This is a genomic window from Ruegeria sp. AL3, from assembly GCF_056536065.1.
Map to the genome: position 1 here is coordinate 2,794,846 of NZ_JBQFJG010000001.1, position 23,293 is coordinate 2,818,138.

The window sequence follows — 23,293 nt, forward strand, 5'->3', positions numbered from 1 at the left end:
GACCGATATGGCCCTGACACCCGATTTCGAAACCTTCGCGCGCGCCTATGATGCGGGCGAAAACCAGGCTGTATATACGCGTCTGGCCGCCGATCTGGACACACCTGTGTCACTGATGCTCAAGCTGACGGGCGCGCAGAAAGATGCGTTCATGCTGGAATCGGTTACAGGCGGAGAGGTTCGTGGCCGCTATTCGATCATTGGCATGAAACCTGATCTGGTCTGGCGCTGTCACGGGGAAACCTCGGAACTGAATCGCTCGGCTCGGTTCGATGCCGAGGCGTTCTCGCCCCAAGATGGCAACCCGATGGACAACCTGCGTGCGCTTCTTGCCGAGAGCCGCATGGAATTGCCCGATGACCTGCCACAGGCCGCTGCCGGGCTGTTCGGGTATCTGGGTTATGACATGGTTCGGCTGGTGGAACACCTTCCGGATGTGAACCCTGATCCGCTGGGTTTGCCCGATGCGATCATGCTGCGCCCGTCTGTCATCGCAGTGCTGGATGGGGTCAAGGGTGAGGTGACGGTGGTTTCACCCGCCTGGGCCAGCGACGGTCAATCGGCCAAGGCGGCCTATGCGCAGGCGGCTGAGCGTGTGATGGATGCGGTCCGCGACCTGGAACGTGCCATGCCCGCGGAAACCCGCGATCTGGGCGACGCGCGCGAGGTCGCCGCGCCGGTGTCGAACTTTACCAAGTCCGGCTATATGGAGGCGGTTGAAAAGGCCAAGGAATACATCCGCGCGGGTGACATCTTTCAGGTTGTCCCGGCACAGCGCTGGACGCAGGATTTTCCGCTGCCGCCTTTTGCTCTCTACCGATCCTTGCGGCGCACCAACCCGTCACCCTTCATGTTCTACTTCAACTTCGGCGGTTTTCAGGTGGTGGGCGCAAGCCCCGAAATCCTGGTGCGTGTGTTTGGCAATGAAGTCACCATTCGCCCCATCGCAGGCACGCGCCCACGTGGCGCGACGCCTGAAGAAGACAAGGCGAACGAGCTGGATCTGCTGGCCGACAAGAAAGAACTGGCCGAGCACCTGATGCTGCTGGATCTGGGTCGCAACGATACCGGTCGTGTGTCAAAGATCGGAACCGTGCGTCCGACAGAAGAGTTCATCATCGAACGCTACAGCCACGTGATGCACATCGTATCAAACGTTGTAGGCGAATTGGCCGAAGACAAAGACGCGTTGGACGCCTTCTTTGCCGGTATGCCGGCAGGTACGGTTTCGGGCGCGCCCAAAGTGCGCGCGATGGAGATCATCGACGAGCTGGAGCCTGAAAAACGCGGCGTTTACGGCGGCGGCGTCGGCTATTTCAGCGCGGGCGGAGACATGGACATGTGTATTGCCCTGCGCACCGCCATCGTGAAAGATCAGAAACTCTATATCCAAGCTGGGGGTGGTGTTGTTTACGACAGCGACCCCGAAGCCGAGTTCATGGAAACTGTTCATAAATCCAACGCCACACGGCGCGCGGCAGCTGACGCCGCCCGGTTCACCGGCAACGGAAACGGCTAAAAAAGGGGCGGCCGATCAGATGATCACCGCCTCTTTTCGTTGCTGTCTGTGCGGGTCACTGCACCTGTTTCATCATGACAGCCGAGATCGGAGCCATTGCCACGCGGTTGCCCCGATCTTCCAGCCCCCACAGCAACAGGGCTGAAATCGTCTCGGGACGCACGCGCCCCAGCATGACCACTGTCCCTTCCTGCCCCGCACGGAACGCGGCCTGATCCAGGAATCTGCGCATGATTTTGGGATCCTGCCGTGCGCCGTCGATATCACGGAAAACGACACTGGACGGAATTCCGTTTCGCGCCGCCAGTTTCTGCACGGTGTTGAGCCCATTGTCCTGCGTAATCAGCCCCCGGCCGGTTCCCGCAGCAATCGCGGCGACCTGATCAGCCAGTTTGCGATTGCCCTGAATCCCGCTGTTCACGCCTTCCAGAATACCAACCGTTTCCGGCAGGGTATCCAGCCACACCGACAGCGACACCTCGGCGTCCTGCGCGCTTGCCGCCTCGGGCAGATCCGCCAGGGCCAGCACCTCGAACCCGGCGTCGCGGTGACGGGCCATCTTTTCTGCCGCGTCAGGATCCGATGGGTTCACGGCAAAGCTGATCGGATAGGGAAAGTCCTGCAAAGCCTCGGACCCGAATGCACCCTCGTCATCGATCAGAATGATGGACATCAGCGGCTTGGATTCGGGGTTTTCGAACTTTGCCGCAAAACGCTCGATCGGCTTGGCCGATTTCGCCGGTTCAGCCGAGGCCTGTTCCACGACGGGCTCATCATCCCGTTCTGTCAGCGGAACGACGCGTTTTCCGATGATCGAGCTGGCACTTGCTTTCTGCTCACCCCCGATCTGGGGCAGCGCAGCGATGCGCGGCAGTTCCCGAGGCATGGTGTCTTCATCCCCCTCCACGGCAATCGGGCTGTTTTCAAAGGGGTTCTGTTCTTCGGCTTCTGTCGACTCTGGCTCCGGTTCAGGCACCGCCCGTGGCAGAGGGTCTGGCTCGGGCGCAAGCGCGGCCACCTCGGTGTTCTCGGGCTCTGTTGGCGGGGCCGGTGTTTCATCAATGACGGCAGGCAGCGCATCGTCTGGCTGAATTGCGGGAACCTGACTTGGCTCTGGCAGGGCGGCGGGCGCTTCGATCACGAATGACACTTCATTTGCACCTGCCGCTTCCGGTTGGTTCAGCGCGTCCGTTGCCGCGCCGACAACCGGCTGGGAATCGATTGACGTTTCCAGCCCCGAGAGATCGGCCAGATCCCCGCCGGCGTCATCGGCGGCTTCTGGCGCACGCGGGGCAAGTTCCACCAGATCGGCGTCAGAACCGGCGTCTGCCACTTCAGCCGGAGCCTCGGGAGTCTCAGAAATCGTCGGCGCCGGTGCTTCGGTTGCAACAACCGGGGTATTCACCATCGGCGTCTTGAGTGACACAACCGCACCCAAGATCAAAACAACGATCGCGCCCGCGACCATTCCTCCGAAAAATCCGCCCATTTTCCTGCCTTTCGCCTCTTTCCTCTGCCTCGTTCAGCTCTGCGCCATCTGGTGTGGCGCTCGGCCAATTGAACGCGCCAGAAACGGGATGTCCTCTTGACGCTGCCGCTCAAGCCTGAGCATGTATGTGCGGACATTATACCGTGGCCCGGGGCTGCATCGCCAGCCCGAAATGCCCAAGCGAAGATAAGTGCCCAAATGCTGCTGCTGATCGACAACTACGACTCGTTTACCTACAATTTGGTACATTATTTAGGCGAACTTGGTGCCGAAATGGTCATTCGCCGAAATGATGCGCTGGACGTGCAGGAAGCGATGGCCATGAACCCCGCCGGCATACTGCTGAGCCCCGGCCCCTGCGACCCGGATCAGGCGGGGATTTGCCTGGCTCTGACGGAAGCCGCCGCAGAAACCAAAACGCCGCTAATGGGGGTTTGCCTGGGCCATCAGACCATAGGCCAGGTGTTTGGCGGCAAGGTGGTTCGGTGCCACGAGATCGTTCATGGCAAGATGGGCACGGTGAAGCACACCCGCAAGGGGTTGTTTGCCGGGCTGCCCTCACCCTTTGAGGCAACGCGCTACCATTCGCTGGTGGTCGAGCGCGAGACCCTGCCCGATTGCCTGGAGATCACGGCCGAGCTGGACGACGGCACGATCATGGGATTGCAGCACAAGGAATTGCCGATCCACGGTGTGCAGTTCCACCCGGAATCCATCGCATCCGAGCACGGTCACGCCCTTCTCAAAAACTTCCTGCAAGAACTGAAAGTCCCGGCATGAGCGACGCGCTGAAACCGCTGATCGGAGCCGCTGCCGATCGTCCTTTGACACGTGCCGAGGCTGAAAAAGCCTTTGCCATACTGTTCGATGGCGAAGCCACGCCCAGCCAGATCGGCGGATTGCTGATGGCCATGCGGACACGCGGTGAGACGGTCGATGAATACGCCGCGGCAGCCGCCGTGATGCGTTCGAAATGCAATGCCGTGAACGCACCCGAGGGGGCGATGGATATCGTCGGCACCGGCGGCGACGGCAAAGGCACCCTGAACATCTCGACCGCGACCGCTTTTGTCGTGGCCGGTGCCGGAGTCACGGTCGCGAAACACGGCAATCGCAACCTGAGCTCCAAATCCGGCGCGGCGGACGCATTGGGCCAGATGGGTATCAACGTCATGGTTGGCCCGGAAGTTGTTGAAAATGCGCTGAAAGACGTTGGAATCGGCTTCATGATGGCGCCAATGCACCACCCTGCCATCGCCCATGTGATGCCGTCCCGGCAAGAATTGGGAACGCGCACGATCTTCAATATTCTTGGCCCCCTGACCAACCCTGCCGGCGTCAAACGGCAATTGACCGGCGCCTTCAGCCGCGACCTGATCCACCCGATGGCCGAAACGCTTGGCCTGCTGGGCTCGGACCGGGCCTGGCTGGTGCATGGTTCGGACGGGACCGACGAGCTTACGATCACCGGCATCAGCTGGGTCGCCGCTCTGGAAGACGGGATTGTGAAAGAGGTCGAACTGCACCCCGAAGACGCAGGTCTTCCGGTGCATCCGTTCGAGGACATCATCGGTGGCTCGCCCGAGGAAAACGCCGTTGCGTTCCGGGCTTTGCTGGAAGGTGCCCCGTCTGCGTATCGTGACGCGGTGCTGCTGAATTCGGCCGCCGCTCTGGTCGTCGCCGAAGCGGCAAAAGATCTGCGCGAAGGCGTGGCCATGGCTGCTGAAAGCATTGACAGTGGCAATGCCAAAATTAAAATTACGGCCTTGGCCGCCAAGACACAGGAAGCCGCATGACCGACACCGTTCTGGATAGAATCAAAGCCTACAAACTGGAAGAAGTCGCGGCGGACAAAGCGCATAAATCCCTGGAAACACTGGAAAGTGAAGCCCGGTCCGCCTCGGAACCTCGTGGCTTTGCCAATGCGCTGCAACACGCCTCGCGGCAAGGCTATGGCCTGATCGCAGAGGTCAAGAAAGCCAGCCCGTCCAAAGGACTGATCCGGCCGGATTTCGACCCGCCGGTTCTTGCAAAGGCTTATGAAGATGGTGGCGCGACATGTTTGTCCGTCCTGACCGACACCCCCAGTTTTCAGGGTCAAAAAGAGTATCTGACGCAGGCGCGCGAGGCGACATCCCTGCCCGCCTTGCGCAAGGATTTCATGTACGACCCGTATCAGGTGGTCGAGGCACGCGCCCTGGGGGCGGATTGCATTCTGATCATCATGGCCTCGGTCAGCGATGATCAGGCGGCTGAACTGGAAGACACTGCATTCGATTGGGATATGGATGTTCTGATCGAAGTACACGACGAGGCAGAGCTTGAACGCGCGGCACAGCTGAAAAGTCCGCTGATCGGTATCAACAACCGCAATCTGAAGACCTTCGAGACAACGCTCGACACGACGCGCCGCCTGTCCAAGCTGGTGCCCGCCGATCGCACCATCGTGTGCGAAAGCGGTCTGGGTACACCAGACGACCTGAAGGACATTGCACGCTATGGGGCCCGCTGCTTCTTGATCGGAGAAAGCCTGATGCGCCAGGACGATGTGGAAGCGGCAACGCGCCATATCCTGTCAAACCCGCTGATCCCCGGAGTGATGTGATGCCACTGACCCATTTCGATGCCCAAGGTCAGGCACATATGGTCGATGTCTCGGACAAGGAGGTGACAGATCGCGTCGCCATTGCCGAAGGTCACATCAGGATGGCGCCGGAAACTTTTGAAATCATTTCCGAAGGTCGCGCCAAGAAAGGCGATGTTCTGGGCATTGCCCGCTTGGCTGGCATCATGGGCGCAAAGAAAACGCCGGACCTTATTCCGCTGTGTCATCCTTTGCCGGTGACCAAAGTGGCCGTCGAGCTGACTCTTGACCCGGACCTGCCGGGTGTTCGGATCCAGGCCACCGTCAAGACCTCGGGCCAGACCGGGGTAGAGATGGAAGCGCTGACCGCCGTATCGACAGCCGCCTTGACCGTATACGACATGACCAAGGCCGTCGATAAGGCGATGGAGATAGGCGGCATTCGCGTTCTGCTTAAAGATGGCGGTAAATCAGGGCGTTACGAGGCGAAATGATTACTGTCGAAGAGGCGCGCGCCCTGTTGTTCGATCTCGTGGGGCCTTTGCCGGCCGAATTGGTACCACTGGCCCAGTCCGCAGGGCGCGTGCTTTCGCGGGATGTCACGGCCACGCGGGATCAGCCGCCTTTTGCCGCCTCTTCCATGGATGGCTATGCAGTCAAATCTGACGAGGTCGAACTGCACGCCATGTTCAAAGTCGTGGGCGAGTCAGCGGCCGGGCGTCGTTTTGAGGGCGCTGTAGGCCCCGGACAGGCCGTTCGCATCTATACCGGCGCCCCTGTGCCCGAGGGCGCGGATTTCGTTGTGATTCAAGAGGATACGGACCGCCGCGGTGATCTTCTGACGATCACGGACACACCCGGCGCCAAAACGAACATCCGACCCGCTGGCGTGGATTTCAAGGCTGGCATGTCCATATCGGCCCCGCAATTGATCCGCGCTGAAGATGTGGCCTTGATGGCCGCGATGAACATCCCTCGCGTCCCTGTGTCGCGCAAACCCGTGATCGCCCTCATCTCGACTGGTGATGAGTTGGTCATGCCCGGGGAAGAACCCGGCCCGGATCAGATCATTGCATCGAACACATTTGGCCTGAAGGCAATGCTCGAAGGATTGGGGGCTGTGGTGCGCGTGCTTCCGATCGCGCGGGATACTGTTTCGTCGCTTGAAACGGCCTTTGGCCTTGCGCAGGGGGCGGATCTGGTCGTGACGATCGGCGGAGCGTCGGTTGGCGATTATGACCTCGTGTCGGACGTCTCGCAGGGGTTGGGGATGAAGCAATCCTTCTACAAGATCCGAATGCGCCCCGGAAAACCTCTGATGGCCGGTCGTATCGGCAACGCGGCGATGGTCGGGTTGCCGGGCAATCCGGTCAGTGCCATGGTCTGCGGCTATCTGTTTCTGGCCCCGATGGTGCGCCGGATGCTGGGGCTTGAACAGGTGCTGCCGCCCTTCCTCACGGCCCGGCTGAGTGGTCCTTTGCCCGAGAATGGCCCGCGCGAGCATTATATGCGCGCCGTGGTGACGGATGCCGGTATCGAAGCTTGCGCAGATCAGGACAGTTCCCTGCTCAGCGTATTGGCTCAGTCCAACGCGCTTTTGGTCCGCGCCCCACACGATCCGGCGCGCGACATCGGGGAAATGGTCGAATATCTGCCAATCTGATGTAACCTCAAATTCGTTGACACAAAACGTGAACATGCGTAGAACAAAAGAAAACGCATGAGCGACGAGGTGTGAGCGATGCTGACCAAGAAGCAATTGGATTTGCTGGAATTCATCCACAAACGCGTGCAGGCGGACGGTGTTCCGCCCAGTTTTGATGAAATGAAGGCTGCTCTCGACCTGCGGTCGAAATCCGGCATTCACCGGTTGATCACCGCACTGGAGGAACGCGGGTTTATCCGCCGCCTTGCCCATCGCGCTCGGGCCATTGAGATCGTGAAATTGCCCGAAAGCCTTGGCGGCGAGCCGACGGCCGGCTTTACGCCACGTGTGATCGAAGGCGACCGGCCCAAGGGCCCCCGCCCTGCGAATGTGGAGCCTGTATCGGTGGACGCGCTCGAACTGCCGGTCATGGGCCGGATCGCAGCCGGTGTTCCCATCGAAGCAATCAGCCATGTATCGCATCACGTGGCCGTTCCCGGCCCCATGGTTTCGGGACAGGGGCAGCACTATGCATTGGAAGTTCGCGGCGACTCGATGATCGACGCTGGCATCAATGACGGTGATGTGGTCGTCATCCGGGAAACCTCGACCGCGGATAACGGCGACATCGTGGTTGCCTTGGTCGAGGATCAGGAAGCGACCCTCAAGCGGTACTTCCGCCGCGGCAACGCAATCGCGCTTGAGGCTGCAAACCCGGCTTATGAAACGCGCGTCCTGCCCGAAGAAAAGGTCAAGGTTCAGGGCCGGTTGGTCGGACTGATCCGCACCTATTGAGCCTGATTGGAATGACGGTCCCCGGCAGGTTTCGGGGACCAAAGCCGATGACCTGTCATGTCCGCGCTCGAGGTCAACTTTCCGTTCGAAACCGACAGGCTGCCGGTTTCGTACAACCGTTCCGGATCGAACACCCCGCACGAACCTTGCAGGGCAAGCGCAACGGCCGAGATGATGATCTGGTTTTCCTGACATTCATCAAACACCCGCGCCGCCCGTTTTCCGGTGATATGGATGATCTCAAAGTCATTCAACGGGTATCGTTGCACGATGTCGCTGTCCGGCCATCTGAGCGCCGCCTCGATCTGATCAACACCGTCTCCGTCATTTTCAAGCCAAACACCGGCGACAAACCCGCTGCCTTTGCTTTTGCTGAGGGCCCGCCCCTTGTCGGTCATGACCCCCACCAATCCGCCGTTTTCAGCGATCAGGACATCCGGTCTGTGCCCCGAGTTCCAAAGCAGAAATGCCAGGACAACAGGCACTGCTCCGGCCCACCGTGCTTGTCCCTGCCACAAGGCCATCCACAAGGCGCCGAATGCGACCAGGGGCAGGATGTACCAAGGCGGGCTGACCACAAAACCCTGCGCGCCATCAAGGTGCGACACCCAGTCCGAAACCGTAAGGATCCAATGCAACGCCCACCCCATGACGGTCAGGGCAATTGCCTCCAGTCCAAACGGGGCCAGAAGCGCCGCAACGACGGCGGAGGGCACGACAAAAAGACCCATGACAGGAACGGAAAGCAGGTTGGCAAGCAGACCGTAATGGGACATTGTATTGAAATGCGCGGCACCTATGGGGGCTGTTGCAAGGCCTGCAATTGCCGATGACATCACCACGCCGACGACGGGCTTCGACCAGTTTGGGCCGGGCATCGGGCGCATCTCTCGCAACGCTCCGAAGACGGCAACCAACGCTGTGGTTGCGGCGAAAGACATTTGAAATCCGGGGCTCAGCAGCGACTCGGGCCGAAGAACCAGCACGATTACGGCGGCAACAGCAACCGCACGCAGCGAAATCGCGCGTCGGTCGATCAACACGGCCCCCAGCATGACGCTGACCATGACAAAGGCCCGTTCGGTTGCAACGTTGCCGCCGGACAACAACAGATAAAGGGTTGCGGCACAAAGCGCGAGAACAGCAGCCACCTTCCGAACCGGAACCCGCAACGCCACGGGGGGGCACAACGACAGCCCCAACCGACACGCCACGAACACGAAGCCTGTCAGAAGCCCCATATGAAGCCCGGAAATGGCCAGAAGATGCGCCAGATTGGACGCCCGCAAGGATGATAGCGTCTCCTGCCCCATCCCGCTGCGATCTCCGGTGGTGACGGCGGCGGCAAATCCACCGATTTCACCGGGCAGGATCTGCCTGACCCGCTGCGAAATGGCCATGCGGATCGCAGTGATCCGAATGCCGTCGATCCCCTCGGTCGCTGGTGCGATGGTCATGATCGGGACGCGGGTATAGCCGACCGCGCCCAATCGTTGAAACCAGGCATGACGGCGAAAGTCGAAACCTCCGGGCTCGACCGGGCCCTGCGGCGGCGAAAGATGACCCGTGGTCATAATACGCTGCCCCGGTGCGATTGCGCCCGTTGGAACATGAACGGAAAGACGGATGCGCTGCGGCCTGCGCTCCTGAGGTACATCCCCTATGCGTACCTGATCAAGCGTCAACCGCAACGCATCCGAGGCAGACCGATCCATGGCGACGACCCTCCCCTCGACAGGGCCATAATATCGCCACGACAGTACCGGTTCTGCCACCATATGGGCGCGAACGCCTGCCAGAATGAAACCGGCAACAATCAGCGCCCCCCCGATTGCCAACCTTCCCACCCCCGGTGGCAGCCGGCGGCGCAAGGCGACAAGAGCGATTCCAAGACAGACAAGACCGGCATAAACTGACCAATCCGGCTCGACGCGGACGCCGAAATAAAGACCAATCCCCGTCGCCAGCAAAACCGGCGTCCAAGGGAAAAGGTAGCCTGTCTGGCGCAGCAGCGCGGCCTCGACCCGTGCAAGAACACGCATGGTTGCCCCCGTCCTTCGGGCTCGTTAGACAGGCTTCAAACTATGCCAGATACGGTTACCAAAAGGTTAATCCCCACCATGACTGAACAGGTCGTCACTCGTTTTGCCCCCTCGCCCACCGGTTTCCTGCATATCGGCGGCGCGCGCACTGCATTGTTCAATTGGCTGTATGCGCGTGGTCGGGGCGGCAAATTCCTGCTGCGGATCGAAGACACCGATCGCGAACGTTCGACACCCGAGGCGACCGCCGCGATCCTTCAGGGCATGGCCTGGCTTGGCCTTGATCACGACGGTGACGTGATCAGCCAGTTCGAAGGGGCCGCCCGTCACGCCGAGGTCGCGCATCAGTTGCTGGCCGAGGGCAAAGCCTACAAGTGTTTCTCGACCCAGGAAGAAATCGCGGCTTTCCGGGACCAGGCGCGCAGCGAAGGGAAATCAACTCTGTTCCGCAGCCCATGGCGTGACGCCGATCCTGCGACACATCCGGATGCACCTTTTGCCATACGCATCAAGGCGCCTCAGGACGGGGTGACCGTAATCCACGATCAGGTTCAGGGCGATGTGAGCATCCGCAATGACCAGTTGGACGACATGATTCTTCTGCGCTCGGACGGAACACCCGTCTACATGCTGGCAGTCGTTGTCGACGATCACGACATGGGTGTCACCCATGTCATCCGCGGCGACGATCACCTCAACAACGCCGCGCGGCAAATGATGATCTACGAAGCCATGGGCTGGGACGTTCCGGTCTGGGCGCATATCCCGCTGATTCACGGGCCGGACGGCAAGAAGCTGTCCAAGCGCCATGGTGCTCTTGGAGCGCAGGAATATCAGGCCATGGGCTATCCCGCAGCCGGGATGCGCAATTACCTGGCCCGGCTAGGCTGGAGTCATGGCGACGATGAGTTTTTCACGGACGCGCAGGCAAAGGAATGGTTCGATCTGGACGGGATCGGCAAAAGCCCTGCGCGGTTTGATCTGAAGAAGCTTGAAAACCTGTGTGGACAGCATATCGCAATCTCGGACGATGCTGCGCTGCGGCAAGAGATCGAGGCGTATCTGGCCGCAGCAGACCTTACGCCCCTTACTGAAACACAATCCAGTGATCTGGAACGTGCGATGTATTGCCTCAAGGACCGGGCGCGCACCTTCCCGGAACTGCTTGAAAAGGCTCATTTTGCATTGACAAGCCGCCCTATCGTTCCGGATGAAAAGGCAGCAAAGGCATTGGCAACTGTATCCGATGGTATACTGACGGAATTGACGCCGCATCTGCAAAATGCTAGCTGGTCGCGGAACGAACTGGAGGAGGCACTGAATTCCTTTGCCGAGTCAAAGGAGCTCAAGTTCGGCAAGCTGGCCGGTCCGCTGAGGGCCGCCCTGGCGGGTCGGGCCGTTACGCCTTCGGTTTTTGACATGATGCTTGTGCTGGGACGGGAAGAAACCCTGGCGCGGCTTTCTGAAGCAGCGAAATAACCCAAGCTTCATAAACGGGTAACGCTGCTCCGCTAACACCCGGACTGCGCGTCCACGCGCAGTCATTGCCCGTATCACCGGAGGTATCTCTGGCGTGCGCATGAATGAAGAAGGGACAACCATGACTGATAGCAACAAAACAGCCACTCTGACCGTTCACGGCAAAGAGTATGAGTTGCCTGTTCATTCTCCGACTGCTGGTCCGGATGTCATTGATATCCGCAAGCTTTATGGTCAGGCCGGCGTCTTCACCTACGATCCTGGGTTCACTTCGACCGCAAGCTGCGACAGCACCATCACCTATATCGACGGCGAAAAAGGCGAACTGCTGCACCGCGGCTATCCGATCGACCAACTGGCCGAGAAATCGCATTTCCTCGAAGTCTGCTATCTTCTGCTGTACGGAGAACTGCCGGCGGCAAGGGATCTTGAGAAATTCGAGACCACGATCACACGCCACACCATGCTGCACGAGCAGATGCAGTATTTCTATCGCGGTTTCCGCCGCGACGCGCACCCAATGGCCATTATGGTCGGCGTTGTCGGCGCGATGTCGGCCTTCTATCACGATTCAACGGATATCTCGGACCCGCAGCAGCGTGAAATCGCATCGCATCGTCTGATCGCCAAGATGCCGACTATTGCTGCATGGGCCTATAAGTACCACACCGGTCAGCCTTTCGTGTATCCGCGCAACGATCTGGACTATGCGTCGAACTTCCTGCGCATGTGTTTCAGCGTTCCTGCCGAGGAATATGAGGTCAACCCGATCCTTAGCCGAGCGATGGACCGGATTTTGACCCTGCACGCGGATCATGAGCAAAACGCCTCGACATCTACCGTGCGTCTGGCCTCATCTTCAGGTGCGAACCCGTTTGCCTGTATCGCAGCCGGTGTTGCTTGCCTCTGGGGCCCTGCCCACGGTGGCGCAAACCAAGCCTGCCTGGAAATGCTGGAAGAGATCGGCACCGTCGATCGCATTCCCGAATACATCGCCCGGGCCAAGGACAAAGACGATCCGTTCCGCCTGATGGGCTTTGGCCACCGCGTCTACAAGAACTTCGACCCGCGCGCCAAAGTGATGAAGCAATCGGCAGACGAGGTTCTGGATCTGCTGGGCATTGAAAACAACCCAAAACTGCAGGTCGCCAAGGAACTGGAACGCGAAGCGCTGGAAGACCCGTATTTCGCCGAAAAGAAGCTGTTCCCGAATGTCGACTTCTATTCGGGCATCATCCTCGAAGCGATGGGTTTCCCGACCTCGATGTTCACGCCGATCTTCGCCCTGTCACGCACTGTTGGTTGGGTAAGCCAGTGGAAAGAGATGATCGCCGATCCGCAAAACAAGATCGGCCGCCCGCGTCAGCTGTACCTGGGCGAAACGCTGCGCGATTACGTGGATATCGAAAATCGCTGATACGCGCCTGACGGCAATCTGTTTCGAAGGCCCCGGCACTGCCGGGGTCTTTTTTGTTTGGGCTGAAGCAATGAGAGCGCGAAGACCCGGTGTTTTCCAGCACAAGACAGCACCGAACAAGCCGGGGCGCATGACCTCAGAACAGGCTCAGCTGATCGCCGGGCTGCGGCGGCACCGCAAACAAATCGCAACGCAACGGGGCCGTTTTTATGGACACCCCCAGACGTTTGCAGGTCTTCAAGAACCTTTGAGCGATAATCCCGGCATACTCACCCTCGCCCCGCATTCTGTGTCCCCAACGCGGATCGTAGTCCCGACCCCCATGCATTTCCCGCAGTTTGGACATGACCTTTTCCGACCGCGATGGCTCATGATCGGCTAGCCAGCCCTGCCAAAGCTGCGATACTTCGCGCGGCAGGCGCAACATGATCCAGCTTGCGGCATCCGCTCCAGCCTCTTTCCCGGCCTCCAGAAGGCTTTCCAGTTCATGATCCGTCAGCCCCGGCACGATGGGTGATGTCATGACGCGCACCGGAACGCCCGCTTCCGTCAGCGTTCGGATCACGCGCAACCGCCGAAGGGGCGACGGCGCCCGTGGTTCCATTCGGCGGGACAATTCCGCATCCAACGTGGTCAGCGAAATACCAACCCGCACAAGTCCCCGGCCTGCCATGTCGGCAAGCAACTCCAGATCCCGCTCTATCAGGGTACCCTTGGTGACGATCGCGACCGGGTGGTTGAACTCACTCAAAACCTCAAGGCATGACCTTGTAATCATGTGCTTTTTCTCAATCGGCTGATACGGGTCCGTATTCGTACCAATTGCAATCGGCGCGACTTTGTAGGATCTGGCGGACAATTCCTTGCGCAGAACACGCCCCATGTTGGGTCGAGCGATCAGGCGGGTTTCGAAATCCAATCCTGCCGATAGCCCAAGATACGCGTGGCTGGGCCGCGCAAAACAGTAAACGCAACCATGTTCACATCCCCGGTACGGGTTGATCGACCGATCGAAGGGCAAGTCGGGGGATCGGTTGTAAGTAATAGCGCTGCGCGCAACCTCTTCACGTGTCTCGGTTCGCAGCGGCGGCAATTCTTCCTCAATGTCCCACCCGTCTTCGGTGGCCGTGGTGGCAAAGCATTCAAACCGACCAGCTTCGTTCGTCGTTGTTCCTCTTGCCTTGATCGTCCGCGCGATACTCATGTCATTCTGTTCTCTTTTTGTTCTAACGCAAACATAGGCTTGTCGCCAATTTGGCGCAAGCCCCGCCAAATCACAGATGGATTGAAGCGAGATGAAATCTCCGCAGGATGATCTTGCAGACTTTTCTATCGAGCCCCCCCATTTTTTGCCCTATAGGTCGGTCCCGAAACGACCGACGTCGCAATCGTCACAGTCACGATGCGACGTTTTGGCCAAAACGGAAAAAATGCCACCACGGGCCGATGGCCCGCCCAGCACAGGGAATACCCCATGTCCGACGAAGAAGACATCGTCCTGTCCGAATTGAATGACGACGAACTGGTCGAGCAGATGTTCGACGATCTCTATGACGGCCTGAAGGAAGAGATCGAAGAAGCCACCAATATCCTGCTGGAACGCGGATGGACGCCTTATGACATCCTGACCAAGGCTCTGGTTGGCGGTATGACCATCGTGGGCCATGACTTCCGCGACGGCATCCTGTTTGTCCCCGAGGTTCTGCTGGCCGCAAACGCCATGAAGGGCGGCATGTCCATTCTCAAGCCGCTGTTGGCCGAAACCGGTGCACCGCGCGTCGGCAAGATGGTCATCGGCACCGTGAAGGGCGACATCCACGACATCGGCAAGAACCTTGTTTCGATGATGATGGAAGGCGCTGGCTTCGAAGTTGTCGATCTGGGCATCAACAACCCGGTCGAAAACTACCTGGAAGCGCTGGAAAACGAACAACCCGACATTCTGGGTATGTCGGCCCTGCTGACCACTACGATGCCTTACATGAAAGTGGTCATCGACACGATGGTCGAACAGGGCGTCCGCGACGATTATATCGTTCTGGTCGGCGGCGCGCCCCTGAATGAAGAGTTCGGCAAAGCCATCGGCGCGGATGCCTATTGCCGTGACGCAGCTGTTGCAGTGGAAACCGCCAAGGAATTCGTGGGCCGCAAGCACAATCAACTGGCTGGCTAAGACCCGAATAATACTGATTGAAAGGCCGTCCGATCCGGGCGGCCTTTTCGATTCCGAAGCGCTTTGTCACCGGAAAATCCGGATTATCCAATTCTAAACCAAAGCAGGTCTAAAAGAACGAGGCATCCACATCCCCAGGGGGTCTCGTGCCGACTACGTTCACAGCCATCTCGCTCGGCAAACTTGCCGATATCGACAGTTTCGAAGGCAACAACACAGCTGAAAACGCTTCGGTGCTTGTGGGGAAAACCTTTGGCGGGTCCGACGATCCGCTGGCTCATAACAGCGTCACCTGGAGCCCGGTCGGCAATCCGGGTTCGTACTACAACATGAACAACATGTCGGCCAATGATCGGCTTTCGATCAATGGCGGACCGCCTCAGACATTCGATGGCACTTCGGTCTACAACGCCACGATCACCTATTTTGACGGATCAACTGCCAGGATTTCCGCAGTTGTGGCGCAGGATGTGGATGGCAACACCTATCTGATGCCGGAATTCTCGGACAATTCGGACCAATCCGCCTTGGAGGCTGGCCCTGTCCGCTCGATCACGCTCAACAGCCTTGCCGGAAACCGGTATTCAGGCCTGACATCCCGCCGTGAAGATTGGGATCTGGTGCCCTGCTTTACCCCCGGAACGATGATCCGCACCGAGCAAGGCGTGCGACCGATTGAAACCCTGTCCGTCGGCGACCGGATTGAAACCCATGATCATGGGCTGCAACCCCTGCGATGGATGGGGCGGCGAACCGTCAAGGCAACGGGTCCGCATGCGCCTGTTCTTTTCAAAGCAGGCGCCATCGGAAACACGCGCGACCTTCTGGTGTCACAACAGCACCGCATGCTGATTGGGGATTGGCGTCTCGAGCTGTACACCGGACATTGCGAAGCCCTGGCGCCTGCCAAACATCTCGTGAACGGGTCCGACATCATACTGCGGCCCGGAGGGCTGGTGACCTACATCCACTTGCTGTTCGACCGGCATGAGCTGCTCTGGGCCGAAGATTGCCTGAGCGAGAGCTTTCATCCCGGCACGCATATCTGGGACAGTCTCGGGTCTGCCGCACGGCAAGAAATCCTGTCGCTGTTTCCGGATCTGTCGCTGAACGGTGTTGCCGCGTACGGCCCGCTGGCCCGGCCCCTGCTGACCGCGTTCGAAGCGCATGCGTCGGCGGCCTGACATGAGATGTCGGATCGGGGCTTGCCCAACGGCCTCAATCATCCTCCTATGGCAGCAGCCCCGGAGGATGCCAAGTGACGTCAAACGAATCCCTGCCAGATGATGCAGCCCTGACCACGAAGGGCTATGAGGATACGGGCAAGGGAAGCATCCTGTTGATTGCCTGCGGCGCTCTTGCGCGCGAAATACTGGACATCAAAACACGGAATGGCTGGGATCACATGGCTTTGACCTGCCTGCCTGCGATCCTGCACGTTCACCCGGAACGGATCACCCAGGCTGTGGAAGACGCCGTGGCCAAGCATCAGCGCAATTATGACAAGATCTACATCGTTTACGCCGATTGCGGCACAGGGGGCCTGCTTCAGGCCGCCTGCGAAAAGCTTGGGGTCGAAATGGTGAAGGGGCCCCATTGCTATTCCTTCTTCGAAGGAAATCAGGCTTTTCAGGACCGCGGAGAAGACGAAACAACCGCGTTCTATCTGACAGATTTCCTGGCCCGGCAATTCGACGCCTTTGTCTGGAAACCACTGGGCCTGGACCGCCACCCGGAACTACGTGACATGTATTTCGGCAATTACACCAAACTTGTCTATCAGGCCCAGATCGACAGCCCAGAGCTGACGGAACGCGCGCGCGAATGCGCAGACCGGATGGGGCTTGAATTCGAACGCCGGTTCACCGGTTACGGCGATCTGGAAAACACGCTGTCGGACTGGGCAAACCGCCCAAGATGAGATCAGGCGTTTTCCTGTGCGACCTGCCGGATGCGTTCGATCATCGACCGCAGGCCGTTCGAGCGCTGAGCGGACAGGTGGTCGTTCAGCCCAAGGCGTGCCAGTTCAGCCCCCGCATCGACTTTGGGAACTTCGGCCACGGGCAAACCGTTGTACAAGGACCGAAGAACAGCGATCAGGCCGCGCACGATCAGTGCATCGCTGTCACCATCGAACTTGAAGACGCCGGATTCAATCATCGGATGCAGCCAGACCTGGCTGGCGCATCCATGGACTTTTGTCGCCGGAACCTTGAATGCGTCGTCCAACGGCTCCATCGCCTTGCCCTGCTCGATGACATGGCGATACCGGTCTTCCCAATCCTCGAGAAACTCGAAATCCTCGACAATCTCTTCAAAGGCGGGCGTGGCCATGTTGCGGTGGTCCTTTGTTTGCATTCACAATTGTGACCTAAGCCGGTGACCCGCCACTGTCCAGCCCCCGCGGTGGCTTTTCAACGCGAAGAAATTGCGCTAACCCATTGCCTGAACTCGTGTGAAAGTCTGTGGGTCCATGCAAAAATCTCTGTCCGTTCTCATCATCGCCACGCTGACCCTGACTGCATGCAGCAGCTGGCGTGACTCTCGGGTGAACCCGTCAAACTGGTTCGGATCCAGCAGATCTGTCGAAGCCGAAACACCGCCCGACCCAAATGCCGCCGACGCATTGGTTCCGAAGCAAGGCGGAGGAACCGGCCTGTTTTCCCGCCCCGATGCTGAAGACACCAGCATTCCAATTGGTCAGATCGACGAATTGCGCATCGACCCGACCCCCTCTGGCGCGATCATCTATGCGTCTGGCACGGCTGTCCGGCAGGGGGCATTCAACGCGCGTCTGGTTCCTGTTGAAAAGGAAGAAAACCAGAAGAACGGAACTTTGGAATTTGTGTTCCGTGTGAACTACCCTAGCTATGAGACGCCGCAAGGGTCGGAACGTACTCGGATGGTATCGGACGCCATCAATATCTCGAAACAGGAACTGGAAGGTATTCGGCTGGTCCGCGTGGTCGGACAACAGAACGCACTGGAATCACGGCGCCGGTAAGCGCCGTTACAGGGACACGACCTTGACCGACTGCCCTTTGGCCGCCAGGGCAATCTTTCCTTCGCACAGCTTGAGAGCATCCTCGCCAAAGACTTCGAACCGCCATCCCGACAAGGCTGGAACATCCCGCTCGCCGGCTGCAATCTGATCCAGGTCCGAGCTTGTGGCGATCAATTTTGCCGCCACACCTGAACTTTCGGTTTTGGACTTCAGCAGAACCCTTAGCAGGTCAGCCAGCGCCGGATTGACCTTGAGCTTGTCGCGCGAAGTGTCGACCTTGGGCAATTTGTCGGGCGGGCAATTCACGCCGCGCTTGACCGCTGCCAGAATACCTTCGGCGACCGCCCCTTTGCGGGCTTCGCGCAGCAACAGGCGGGATCCGCCCAAATCCGAATGTGTTTTGGGTTTGGTCGATGCCAGCTCGATCAACGCGTCGTCTTTGAATACGCGGTTCCGGGGCACGTTGTTTTCCTGCGCATAGGATTCGCGAAACTGCGCCAATTCACGAACCACAGCCAGAAACTTGGCCGAGTTCGTGCGCGTTTTCACCCGCTTCCATGCGTCTTCGGGGCGGATGTCATATGTGGCAGGCTGTGTCAGCGTCCGCAATTCTTCGGCAACCCAGTGGCTGCGCTGCGTCTTTTCAAGTTCTGCGGCCAGACGCTCGTAGATCCCGCGCAAATAGGTCACATCCGCAAGAGCATAGTTTTTCTGAGCATCGGTCAGCGGGCGCCGGGACCAGTCGGTGAACCGAGAGGTCTTGTCGACGCCCTGCTTGCAGATTTTCCGAACCAGAGTTTCATAGCCAACCTGTTCGCCAAAGCCACACACCATCGCTGCGACCTGTGTGTCGAACAGCGGTTTGGGGAACACACCGGCTTCGACCCAGAAGATCTCAAGATCCTGGCGGGCGGCATGGAACACCTTGACCACGCTTTCATTCCGGAAAAGATCGTAAAGCGGGTCAAGCGACAAGCCATCGCCAAGCGGATCGACCAGAACCGCGCTGTCTTCATCCTCGGACGGGACAGCCAATTGCACCAGACACAGCTTGGAGTAGTACGTCCGCTCACGCAGAAATTCGGTGTCGACCGTGATATAGGGATAGCCTTCGGCGGCCTTGCAGAAATCGGCCAGCTCTTGCGTCGTCGTCAGGGTTTTCATGCGCCGTATTAGTATCGCTCTTGTTTTTGTGCCTGCCCGTTTTTGTCCTCGTCCCGAGCGTCGTCGACGACCATAGGCCGATTATTACACGGGTGTAAATCACCCACAGAGCCTTCACGGCAACAGGACGGGCGACCTGTTGCCTTCTGCAAAGCGCCGCAGCACTTCGGGGTAGAGTTTATGCTCCCACACCAGCACCCGCGCAGCCAGCGATTCCGGTGTATCATCGGCTTTGATCGGGACCCGTGCCTGACCCAGAATCGGGCCATCATCCAGCGCCGCCGTCACCTCATGCACCGAGCAGCCGTGTTCGGAATCTCTGGCTTGAATCGCGCGGGCATGGGTGTGTAACCCTTTGTATTTTGGCAATAATGAAGGGTGGATATTCAGCATCCGGCCTTGAAACCGAGACACGAAATCCGCTGTCAGAACTCGCATAAAGCCGGCCAGACAGACAATGTCGGGGTGCGCCTCTTGCAGGGGCTTCAAAAGCTCGGCTTCAAAGGCGCTGCGGTCCCCCTTGAAAGGGCGATGATCAACCACTGCGGTCGGAATGCCACGGTCCGCAGCTTTTTTCAGCCCGCCTGCCTGCGCGTCATTGGACAGCACCAAACAGGGCCGCGCCGGATGATCTTTGGTCATGCTGTCAACAAGCGACACCATGTTCGACCCGCCCCCGGAGATCAGGATCGCGACGCGCTTATGGCTCACAGCAGTTTGCCCGAATAGGCAACGCCGGGCGTTTCCGTGACGGCACCGATCCGAGCGACGGTTTCACCGGCATCCGCCAGCAGGGCCGACAGCTCATCCGCCTTGTCCGCGGCGCACACGACAATAAGGCCGATACCGCAATTGAAGGTCTTGAGCATTTCCGCCTCAACGATACTGCCGGTCTTCGCCATCCAGCCGAAGACAGGGGGCAACTGCCAGCTACCCAGATCGATCCGGGCCCCAAGCCCTTGGGGCAGCACGCGCGGAAGATTTTCGGTCAACCCGCCGCCGGTGATATGCGCCAGCGCATGCACACCACCTGCGCGAACCGCAGCCAAAGCCGGTTTTACGTAAAGGCGTGTGGGCGTCAGAAGTGCCTCACCCAGATTGCCCTCTCCAAAGGGCGACGGCGAATCCCAGCCCAGACCGGACAGTTCGACCAGCTTGCGCACAAGCGAATAACCGTTGGAATGCACCCCGTTCGAGGCCAGACCCAAAAGGACGTCACCGGCTTGAACGCCCGCAGGCAGATCTGCGCCGCGTTCCATCGCACCGACCGCAAACCCGGCCAGATCAAAATCGCCATCGGGATACATTCCCGGCATCTCGGCGGTTTCACCACCGATCAGGGCACAGCCAGACTGCGCACAGCCTTCGGCAATCCCTTCGATGATCCGCGCCGCCGTATCGGTATCCAGCCTGCCGGTCGCGAAATAATCGAGGAAGAACAGCGGCTCGGCTCCCTGGCAGATCAGGTCATTCACGCACATGGCCACCAGATCGACGCCGACCCCGTCCACGACGCCGGTATCAATCGCAATCCGCAGCTTGGTGCCCACGCCATCCGTCGCACCGACCAGAATCGGGTCCTGGTACCCGGCAGCCTTCAGATCGAACAGCGCGCCAAATCCACCCAGGCCGCTCATCACACCGGGGCGGTTGGTCCGCTTGGCGGCGGGTTTGATCCGATCGACCAGGGCGTTGCCCGCGTCGATATCCACACCTGCATCGGCATAGGTGATTCCGTTTTTACCCGCTGTCATGTCCGGTCCCTCAAGAAAGCTTTGCGGGCGGGTTAGTCGATTGTGGCGTTTGTTGCAACGGTCAGGCTTGACGCGGCCGTTCACCGTGATACCCAAGCGCCTAGGCGGGCCTGTAGCTCAATTGGTTAGAGCAGAGCGCTCATAACGCTTTGGTTGGGGGTTCGAGTCCCTCCGGGCCTACCATTTCGCCGAGACATCCAGGTGGGTTGTTGCCGTCTGGACGTTGATGCGCTAGCTCATCCGTCCGAATCTTCGAACCCAAAATAGGCGTCGAGCTCCTCTTGGGTTACTTGCCATTCATAGGAATAGCCGTCGCGCCCACCAAAGCTGTAATCCTCGTGACTGCCGGACAGGCTCGGATCTTGATGCACCGCCTCCAAATAGGTCTCGAATTCATCAGGATCGACCCAGAACGACGCATCCATGATCATCATGTAATAATCATAGGCGAGAGGCTCGTCGAACTTGCCGAAGTCATTCTGCAAATAGTCCAGCATTTCAGCGCAAAATATCGCCATATTGGCGCGCACCTGAACCGGAAGAGGTGCCAGATCCTCGTCGCCATCCACCACGTCCTGCTGCGACGCATGCCACAACTCGGATGCCAACGATTCGATCAGGTCGGACCGCAACCATTTCAGACATGTATCGCCTGCCCCGATAAAACCGGTCAAACGTTCCACCCGCCTTTCATCGGTTTCGTCATACCACTGCCAAAGAGGCAGCAAGGCCGCAAGTGTCGCGCACCCGACAAACCCCTTTTCGGCCAATTTCACGAATCCTGCGATAACCATCCTATGCGCCCCCAAAAAAGCAAAAAACTATGGGGACAGGATGCCATGGCCAGACAAATTAACAAAATTGAACCCCAATCGCAGACATAACAGGGGGTCTATCGCCCGATTATTATGTCCGCGCAGAGCCCTCCGAGACGTTCGCTTTTCGACAGACGCAAAGCTCCACCATGCGCGCGCGCGACATCCGCCACAATCGCAAGACCAAGGCCAACGCCACTGCCCTGATTCTGATTGCGAGCCGGGTCGAGCCGCGTGAAAGGCTTTACCGCCTCTGTACGTTGGTCCGCAGGTATACCGGGGCCGTCATCCTCAACACGGATGCGCATCGATTTCGCGTTCAGAAACAGGCTGAGCTCGGCCCGGCTGCCATAGCGCATGGCATTTCCAATCAGGTTTTCCACCGCCCGGCGTACAGCCATGGGGCGTATCATGACCGTCCCCTGCCCCTCGACCGCGATCAGCTCTGCCTGATGACCGGCCCGTTTTGCATCATCCACGATCTGGCGGAGAAATTCATCCGGTTGGACCTCTTCTGCCGATCCCTCGGCAGCCCCACGCGAAAAGTCCAGAAACGCATCCAGCAAGGACTGCATTTCCGTGACATCCTTTTGCAACGGTGCGGCCTCGTCTTCCGGCAACATCGACAGTCCAAGCTTCAGGCGCGTCAACGGGGTGCGCAGATCGTGGCTGACACCCGACAGCATCAACGTCCGTTGCTCGATCTGGCGTTCGATACGGGACCGCATATCCAGAAACGCATTTCCCGCCGCACGAACCTCGATGGCTCCACCGGGTGAATACGGAACGATTCGCCCCCGCCCGAATGCCTGCGCCGCATCAGCGAGGCGCGTAATGGGACGCAATTGATTCCGCATGTAAAGAAACGAGATCGTCGTCATGATGACCGCAAAGAACACCATAGTGACGATCAATTGATGCGGGGCCGCGGGCGACAACCTGCGCCGATCGAACGTCAATTGCAGCACTCCCAGATGCGTATTCAGATAAACCCGCGCCTCTTTGCTGCTGGGTAACGCCACGGCGGCAAGATTGGGCAACCTGGCATACAGTTCGGATTCGACCTGCGGGGCGATGAAATCGTACCATCGCCGCGCGCCAATCTCAGGCTGTTCGTTGACGCCCAGAAACCTGGCCTTCATCTCAAGGGCCTGCAAATCGGGACGAATCGACGCCAGCGCCTGTTGTTGCGTTTCCGCGTCCTCGATCATTGTCGAAATCAGCATCACCTCGCGGGATGCCGCGCGTGTCATCTGGCCGGTGACATCCTCAAGATGCTTTTGAAGGAACGCGATTCCCACGACCAGCAACAGCACGATCACAGGTAAAACCAGGATCAGCGCTGCCCGGGCGTAAAGACTGCGAGGCATATAAGGTTTGAGCCAGTGCGAAGACATGCGCTAAACCTAACGG

General features: G+C 59.1%; 22 protein-coding genes and 1 tRNA gene. 14 read left to right on the forward strand and 9 right to left on the reverse strand.

Annotated elements, in window-relative coordinates; translation table 11 throughout:
* Nucleotides 1–7 precede the first annotated feature (7 nt).
* The gene (trpE, locus tag ACR3E6_RS14130) at nucleotides 8–1,519 is read left to right on the forward strand and encodes an anthranilate synthase component I (RefSeq protein ID WP_480487672.1); all 1,512 of its coding nucleotides are present in this window, start codon (nucleotides 8–10) and stop codon (nucleotides 1,517–1,519) included.
* 55 nt (nucleotides 1,520–1,574) lie between these two features.
* On the opposite strand, the gene ACR3E6_RS14135 is transcribed toward trpE, so the two are convergent.
* Nucleotides 1,575–3,008 (reverse strand): divergent polysaccharide deacetylase family protein, encoded by a 1,434-nt coding sequence (locus ACR3E6_RS14135; protein ID WP_480487674.1) that lies wholly within the window; start codon nucleotides 3,006–3,008, stop codon nucleotides 1,575–1,577.
* Between the two features lie 198 nt (nucleotides 3,009–3,206).
* Here ACR3E6_RS14135 and ACR3E6_RS14140 point away from each other — a divergent pair, with 198 nt between their 5' ends.
* The 6 genes from ACR3E6_RS14140 (at nucleotide 3,207) to lexA (ending at nucleotide 8,032) form a co-directional block, all read left to right on the forward strand.
* Nucleotides 3,207–3,788, forward strand: coding sequence for an anthranilate synthase component II (locus ACR3E6_RS14140; protein ID WP_480487676.1), 582 nt, complete (start codon nucleotides 3,207–3,209; stop codon nucleotides 3,786–3,788).
* On the forward strand, nucleotides 3,785–4,804 hold the full coding sequence (gene trpD / locus ACR3E6_RS14145; protein WP_480487678.1) for an anthranilate phosphoribosyltransferase: 1,020 nt from the start codon (nucleotides 3,785–3,787) through the stop codon (nucleotides 4,802–4,804). Before ACR3E6_RS14140 ends, trpD begins: the two co-directional genes overlap by 4 nt.
* Complete coding sequence (gene trpC / locus ACR3E6_RS14150) at nucleotides 4,801–5,613, forward strand: indole-3-glycerol phosphate synthase TrpC (protein WP_209833006.1); 813 nt, start codon at nucleotides 4,801–4,803, stop codon at nucleotides 5,611–5,613. The genes trpD and trpC overlap by 4 nt, the downstream gene beginning before the upstream one ends.
* Nucleotides 5,613–6,086: a cyclic pyranopterin monophosphate synthase MoaC gene (gene moaC / locus ACR3E6_RS14155; protein WP_171328258.1), complete on the forward strand. Its 474-nt coding sequence runs from the start codon at nucleotides 5,613–5,615 to the stop codon at nucleotides 6,084–6,086. Before trpC ends, moaC begins: the two co-directional genes overlap by 1 nt.
* Nucleotides 6,083–7,255, forward strand: a complete 1,173-nt coding sequence (locus ACR3E6_RS14160) for a molybdopterin molybdotransferase MoeA (RefSeq protein WP_480487680.1) — start codon at nucleotides 6,083–6,085, stop codon at nucleotides 7,253–7,255. Before moaC ends, ACR3E6_RS14160 begins: the two co-directional genes overlap by 4 nt.
* A gap of 78 nt (nucleotides 7,256–7,333) precedes the next feature.
* The gene (gene lexA, locus ACR3E6_RS14165) at nucleotides 7,334–8,032 is read left to right on the forward strand and encodes a transcriptional repressor LexA (protein WP_152458099.1); all 699 of its coding nucleotides are present in this window, start codon (nucleotides 7,334–7,336) and stop codon (nucleotides 8,030–8,032) included.
* Here lexA and ACR3E6_RS14170 read toward each other — a convergent pair.
* On the reverse strand, nucleotides 8,026–10,074 hold the full coding sequence (locus ACR3E6_RS14170) for a ComEC/Rec2 family competence protein (protein WP_480487682.1): 2,049 nt from the start codon (nucleotides 10,072–10,074) through the stop codon (nucleotides 8,026–8,028). The genes lexA and ACR3E6_RS14170 overlap by 7 nt on opposite strands.
* Nucleotides 10,075–10,152: 78 nt before the next feature.
* Between ACR3E6_RS14170 and gltX the strand changes: the two genes are divergently transcribed.
* The gene (gene gltX, locus ACR3E6_RS14175) at nucleotides 10,153–11,553 is read left to right on the forward strand and encodes a glutamate--tRNA ligase (protein WP_171723201.1); all 1,401 of its coding nucleotides are present in this window, start codon (nucleotides 10,153–10,155) and stop codon (nucleotides 11,551–11,553) included.
* A gap of 121 nt (nucleotides 11,554–11,674) precedes the next feature.
* Entirely contained in the window at nucleotides 11,675–12,970 is a 1,296-nt protein-coding gene (gene gltA / locus ACR3E6_RS14180; protein ID WP_480487684.1) for a citrate synthase, read from the forward strand.
* Nucleotides 12,971–13,106: 136 nt separating this feature from the next.
* On the opposite strand, the gene ACR3E6_RS14185 is transcribed toward gltA, so the two are convergent.
* Entirely contained in the window at nucleotides 13,107–14,174 is a 1,068-nt protein-coding gene (locus tag ACR3E6_RS14185) for a PA0069 family radical SAM protein (protein ID WP_480487686.1), read from the reverse strand.
* Between the two features lie 270 nt (nucleotides 14,175–14,444).
* On the opposite strand from ACR3E6_RS14185, the gene ACR3E6_RS14190 reads away from it, so the two are divergent.
* The 3 genes from ACR3E6_RS14190 to ACR3E6_RS14200 all read left to right on the forward strand — a co-directional run bounded on the left by ACR3E6_RS14190 (nucleotide 14,445) and on the right by ACR3E6_RS14200 (nucleotide 17,064).
* Nucleotides 14,445–15,143, forward strand: a complete 699-nt coding sequence (locus ACR3E6_RS14190; protein WP_171632198.1) for a corrinoid protein — start codon at nucleotides 14,445–14,447, stop codon at nucleotides 15,141–15,143.
* A 146-nt stretch (nucleotides 15,144–15,289) separates the two neighbouring features.
* Nucleotides 15,290–16,327 (forward strand): Hint domain-containing protein, encoded by a 1,038-nt coding sequence (locus tag ACR3E6_RS14195; RefSeq protein ID WP_480487688.1) that lies wholly within the window; start codon nucleotides 15,290–15,292, stop codon nucleotides 16,325–16,327.
* Between the two features lie 74 nt (nucleotides 16,328–16,401).
* Nucleotides 16,402–17,064 carry a DUF1638 domain-containing protein gene (locus ACR3E6_RS14200; protein ID WP_371732219.1) on the forward strand — a complete coding sequence of 221 codons (663 nt, stop codon included), beginning with the start codon at nucleotides 16,402–16,404 and terminating at the stop codon, nucleotides 17,062–17,064.
* A gap of 2 nt (nucleotides 17,065–17,066) precedes the next feature.
* On the opposite strand, the gene ACR3E6_RS14205 is transcribed toward ACR3E6_RS14200, so the two are convergent.
* Nucleotides 17,067–17,477 carry a SufE family protein gene (locus ACR3E6_RS14205; protein ID WP_117868838.1) on the reverse strand — a complete coding sequence of 137 codons (411 nt, stop codon included), beginning with the start codon at nucleotides 17,475–17,477 and terminating at the stop codon, nucleotides 17,067–17,069.
* Between the two features lie 139 nt (nucleotides 17,478–17,616).
* Here ACR3E6_RS14205 and ACR3E6_RS14210 point away from each other — a divergent pair, with 139 nt between their 5' ends.
* Nucleotides 17,617–18,147 carry a hypothetical protein gene (locus tag ACR3E6_RS14210; RefSeq protein ID WP_209832992.1) on the forward strand — a complete coding sequence of 177 codons (531 nt, stop codon included), beginning with the start codon at nucleotides 17,617–17,619 and terminating at the stop codon, nucleotides 18,145–18,147.
* A 6-nt stretch (nucleotides 18,148–18,153) separates the two neighbouring features.
* On the opposite strand, the gene rnd is transcribed toward ACR3E6_RS14210, so the two are convergent.
* From rnd to purM, 3 genes are all read right to left on the reverse strand, one after another.
* Nucleotides 18,154–19,311, reverse strand: coding sequence for a ribonuclease D (gene rnd, locus ACR3E6_RS14215; RefSeq protein ID WP_480487690.1), 1,158 nt, complete (start codon nucleotides 19,309–19,311; stop codon nucleotides 18,154–18,156).
* 114 nt (nucleotides 19,312–19,425) lie between these two features.
* Nucleotides 19,426–20,022: a phosphoribosylglycinamide formyltransferase gene (gene purN, locus ACR3E6_RS14220; protein ID WP_209832988.1), complete on the reverse strand. Its 597-nt coding sequence runs from the start codon at nucleotides 20,020–20,022 to the stop codon at nucleotides 19,426–19,428.
* Nucleotides 20,019–21,065, reverse strand: coding sequence for a phosphoribosylformylglycinamidine cyclo-ligase (gene purM, locus ACR3E6_RS14225; protein ID WP_209832986.1), 1,047 nt, complete (start codon nucleotides 21,063–21,065; stop codon nucleotides 20,019–20,021). The genes purN and purM overlap by 4 nt, the downstream gene beginning before the upstream one ends.
* Nucleotides 21,066–21,171: 106 nt before the next feature.
* On the opposite strand from purM, the gene ACR3E6_RS14230 reads away from it, so the two are divergent.
* Nucleotides 21,172–21,248 (forward strand) — tRNA-Ile (locus ACR3E6_RS14230).
* A gap of 53 nt (nucleotides 21,249–21,301) precedes the next feature.
* Here the strand turns inward: ACR3E6_RS14230 and ACR3E6_RS14235 are convergent.
* Both ACR3E6_RS14235 and ACR3E6_RS14240 read right to left on the reverse strand, forming a co-directional pair.
* Nucleotides 21,302–21,859: a hypothetical protein gene (locus ACR3E6_RS14235; RefSeq protein WP_171115717.1), complete on the reverse strand. Its 558-nt coding sequence runs from the start codon at nucleotides 21,857–21,859 to the stop codon at nucleotides 21,302–21,304.
* Nucleotides 21,860–21,957: 98 nt separating this feature from the next.
* On the reverse strand, nucleotides 21,958–23,277 hold the full coding sequence (locus ACR3E6_RS14240) for an ATP-binding protein (protein WP_209832982.1): 1,320 nt from the start codon (nucleotides 23,275–23,277) through the stop codon (nucleotides 21,958–21,960).
* Nucleotides 23,278–23,293: the final 16 nt, after the last annotated feature.

What these genes read in the sequence shown, in the direction of transcription:
- trpE (WP_480487672.1), top strand. Translation starts at nt 8, where the DNA reads ATGGCCCTGACACCCGATTTCGAAACCTTCGCGCGCGCCTATGATGCG.
- ACR3E6_RS14135 (WP_480487674.1), bottom strand. Translation starts at nt 3,008, where the DNA reads ATGGGCGGATTTTTCGGAGGAATGGTCGCGGGCGCGATCGTTGTTTTG.
- ACR3E6_RS14140 (WP_480487676.1), top strand. Translation starts at nt 3,207, where the DNA reads ATGCTGCTGCTGATCGACAACTACGACTCGTTTACCTACAATTTGGTA.
- trpD (WP_480487678.1), top strand. Translation starts at nt 3,785, where the DNA reads ATGAGCGACGCGCTGAAACCGCTGATCGGAGCCGCTGCCGATCGTCCT.
- trpC (WP_209833006.1), top strand. Translation starts at nt 4,801, where the DNA reads ATGACCGACACCGTTCTGGATAGAATCAAAGCCTACAAACTGGAAGAA.
- moaC (WP_171328258.1), top strand. Translation starts at nt 5,613, where the DNA reads ATGCCACTGACCCATTTCGATGCCCAAGGTCAGGCACATATGGTCGAT.
- ACR3E6_RS14160 (WP_480487680.1), top strand. Translation starts at nt 6,083, where the DNA reads ATGATTACTGTCGAAGAGGCGCGCGCCCTGTTGTTCGATCTCGTGGGG.
- lexA (WP_152458099.1), top strand. Translation starts at nt 7,334, where the DNA reads ATGCTGACCAAGAAGCAATTGGATTTGCTGGAATTCATCCACAAACGC.
- ACR3E6_RS14170 (WP_480487682.1), bottom strand. Translation starts at nt 10,074, where the DNA reads ATGCGTGTTCTTGCACGGGTCGAGGCCGCGCTGCTGCGCCAGACAGGC.
- gltX (WP_171723201.1), top strand. Translation starts at nt 10,153, where the DNA reads ATGACTGAACAGGTCGTCACTCGTTTTGCCCCCTCGCCCACCGGTTTC.
- gltA (WP_480487684.1), top strand. Translation starts at nt 11,675, where the DNA reads ATGACTGATAGCAACAAAACAGCCACTCTGACCGTTCACGGCAAAGAG.
- ACR3E6_RS14185 (WP_480487686.1), bottom strand. Translation starts at nt 14,174, where the DNA reads ATGAGTATCGCGCGGACGATCAAGGCAAGAGGAACAACGACGAACGAA.
- ACR3E6_RS14190 (WP_171632198.1), top strand. Translation starts at nt 14,445, where the DNA reads ATGTCCGACGAAGAAGACATCGTCCTGTCCGAATTGAATGACGACGAA.
- ACR3E6_RS14205 (WP_117868838.1), bottom strand. Translation starts at nt 17,477, where the DNA reads ATGGCCACGCCCGCCTTTGAAGAGATTGTCGAGGATTTCGAGTTTCTC.
- ACR3E6_RS14210 (WP_209832992.1), top strand. Translation starts at nt 17,617, where the DNA reads ATGCAAAAATCTCTGTCCGTTCTCATCATCGCCACGCTGACCCTGACT.
- rnd (WP_480487690.1), bottom strand. Translation starts at nt 19,311, where the DNA reads ATGAAAACCCTGACGACGACGCAAGAGCTGGCCGATTTCTGCAAGGCC.
- purM (WP_209832986.1), bottom strand. Translation starts at nt 21,065, where the DNA reads ATGACAGCGGGTAAAAACGGAATCACCTATGCCGATGCAGGTGTGGAT.
- ACR3E6_RS14235 (WP_171115717.1), bottom strand. Translation starts at nt 21,859, where the DNA reads ATGGTTATCGCAGGATTCGTGAAATTGGCCGAAAAGGGGTTTGTCGGG.
- ACR3E6_RS14240 (WP_209832982.1), bottom strand. Translation starts at nt 23,277, where the DNA reads ATGTCTTCGCACTGGCTCAAACCTTATATGCCTCGCAGTCTTTACGCC.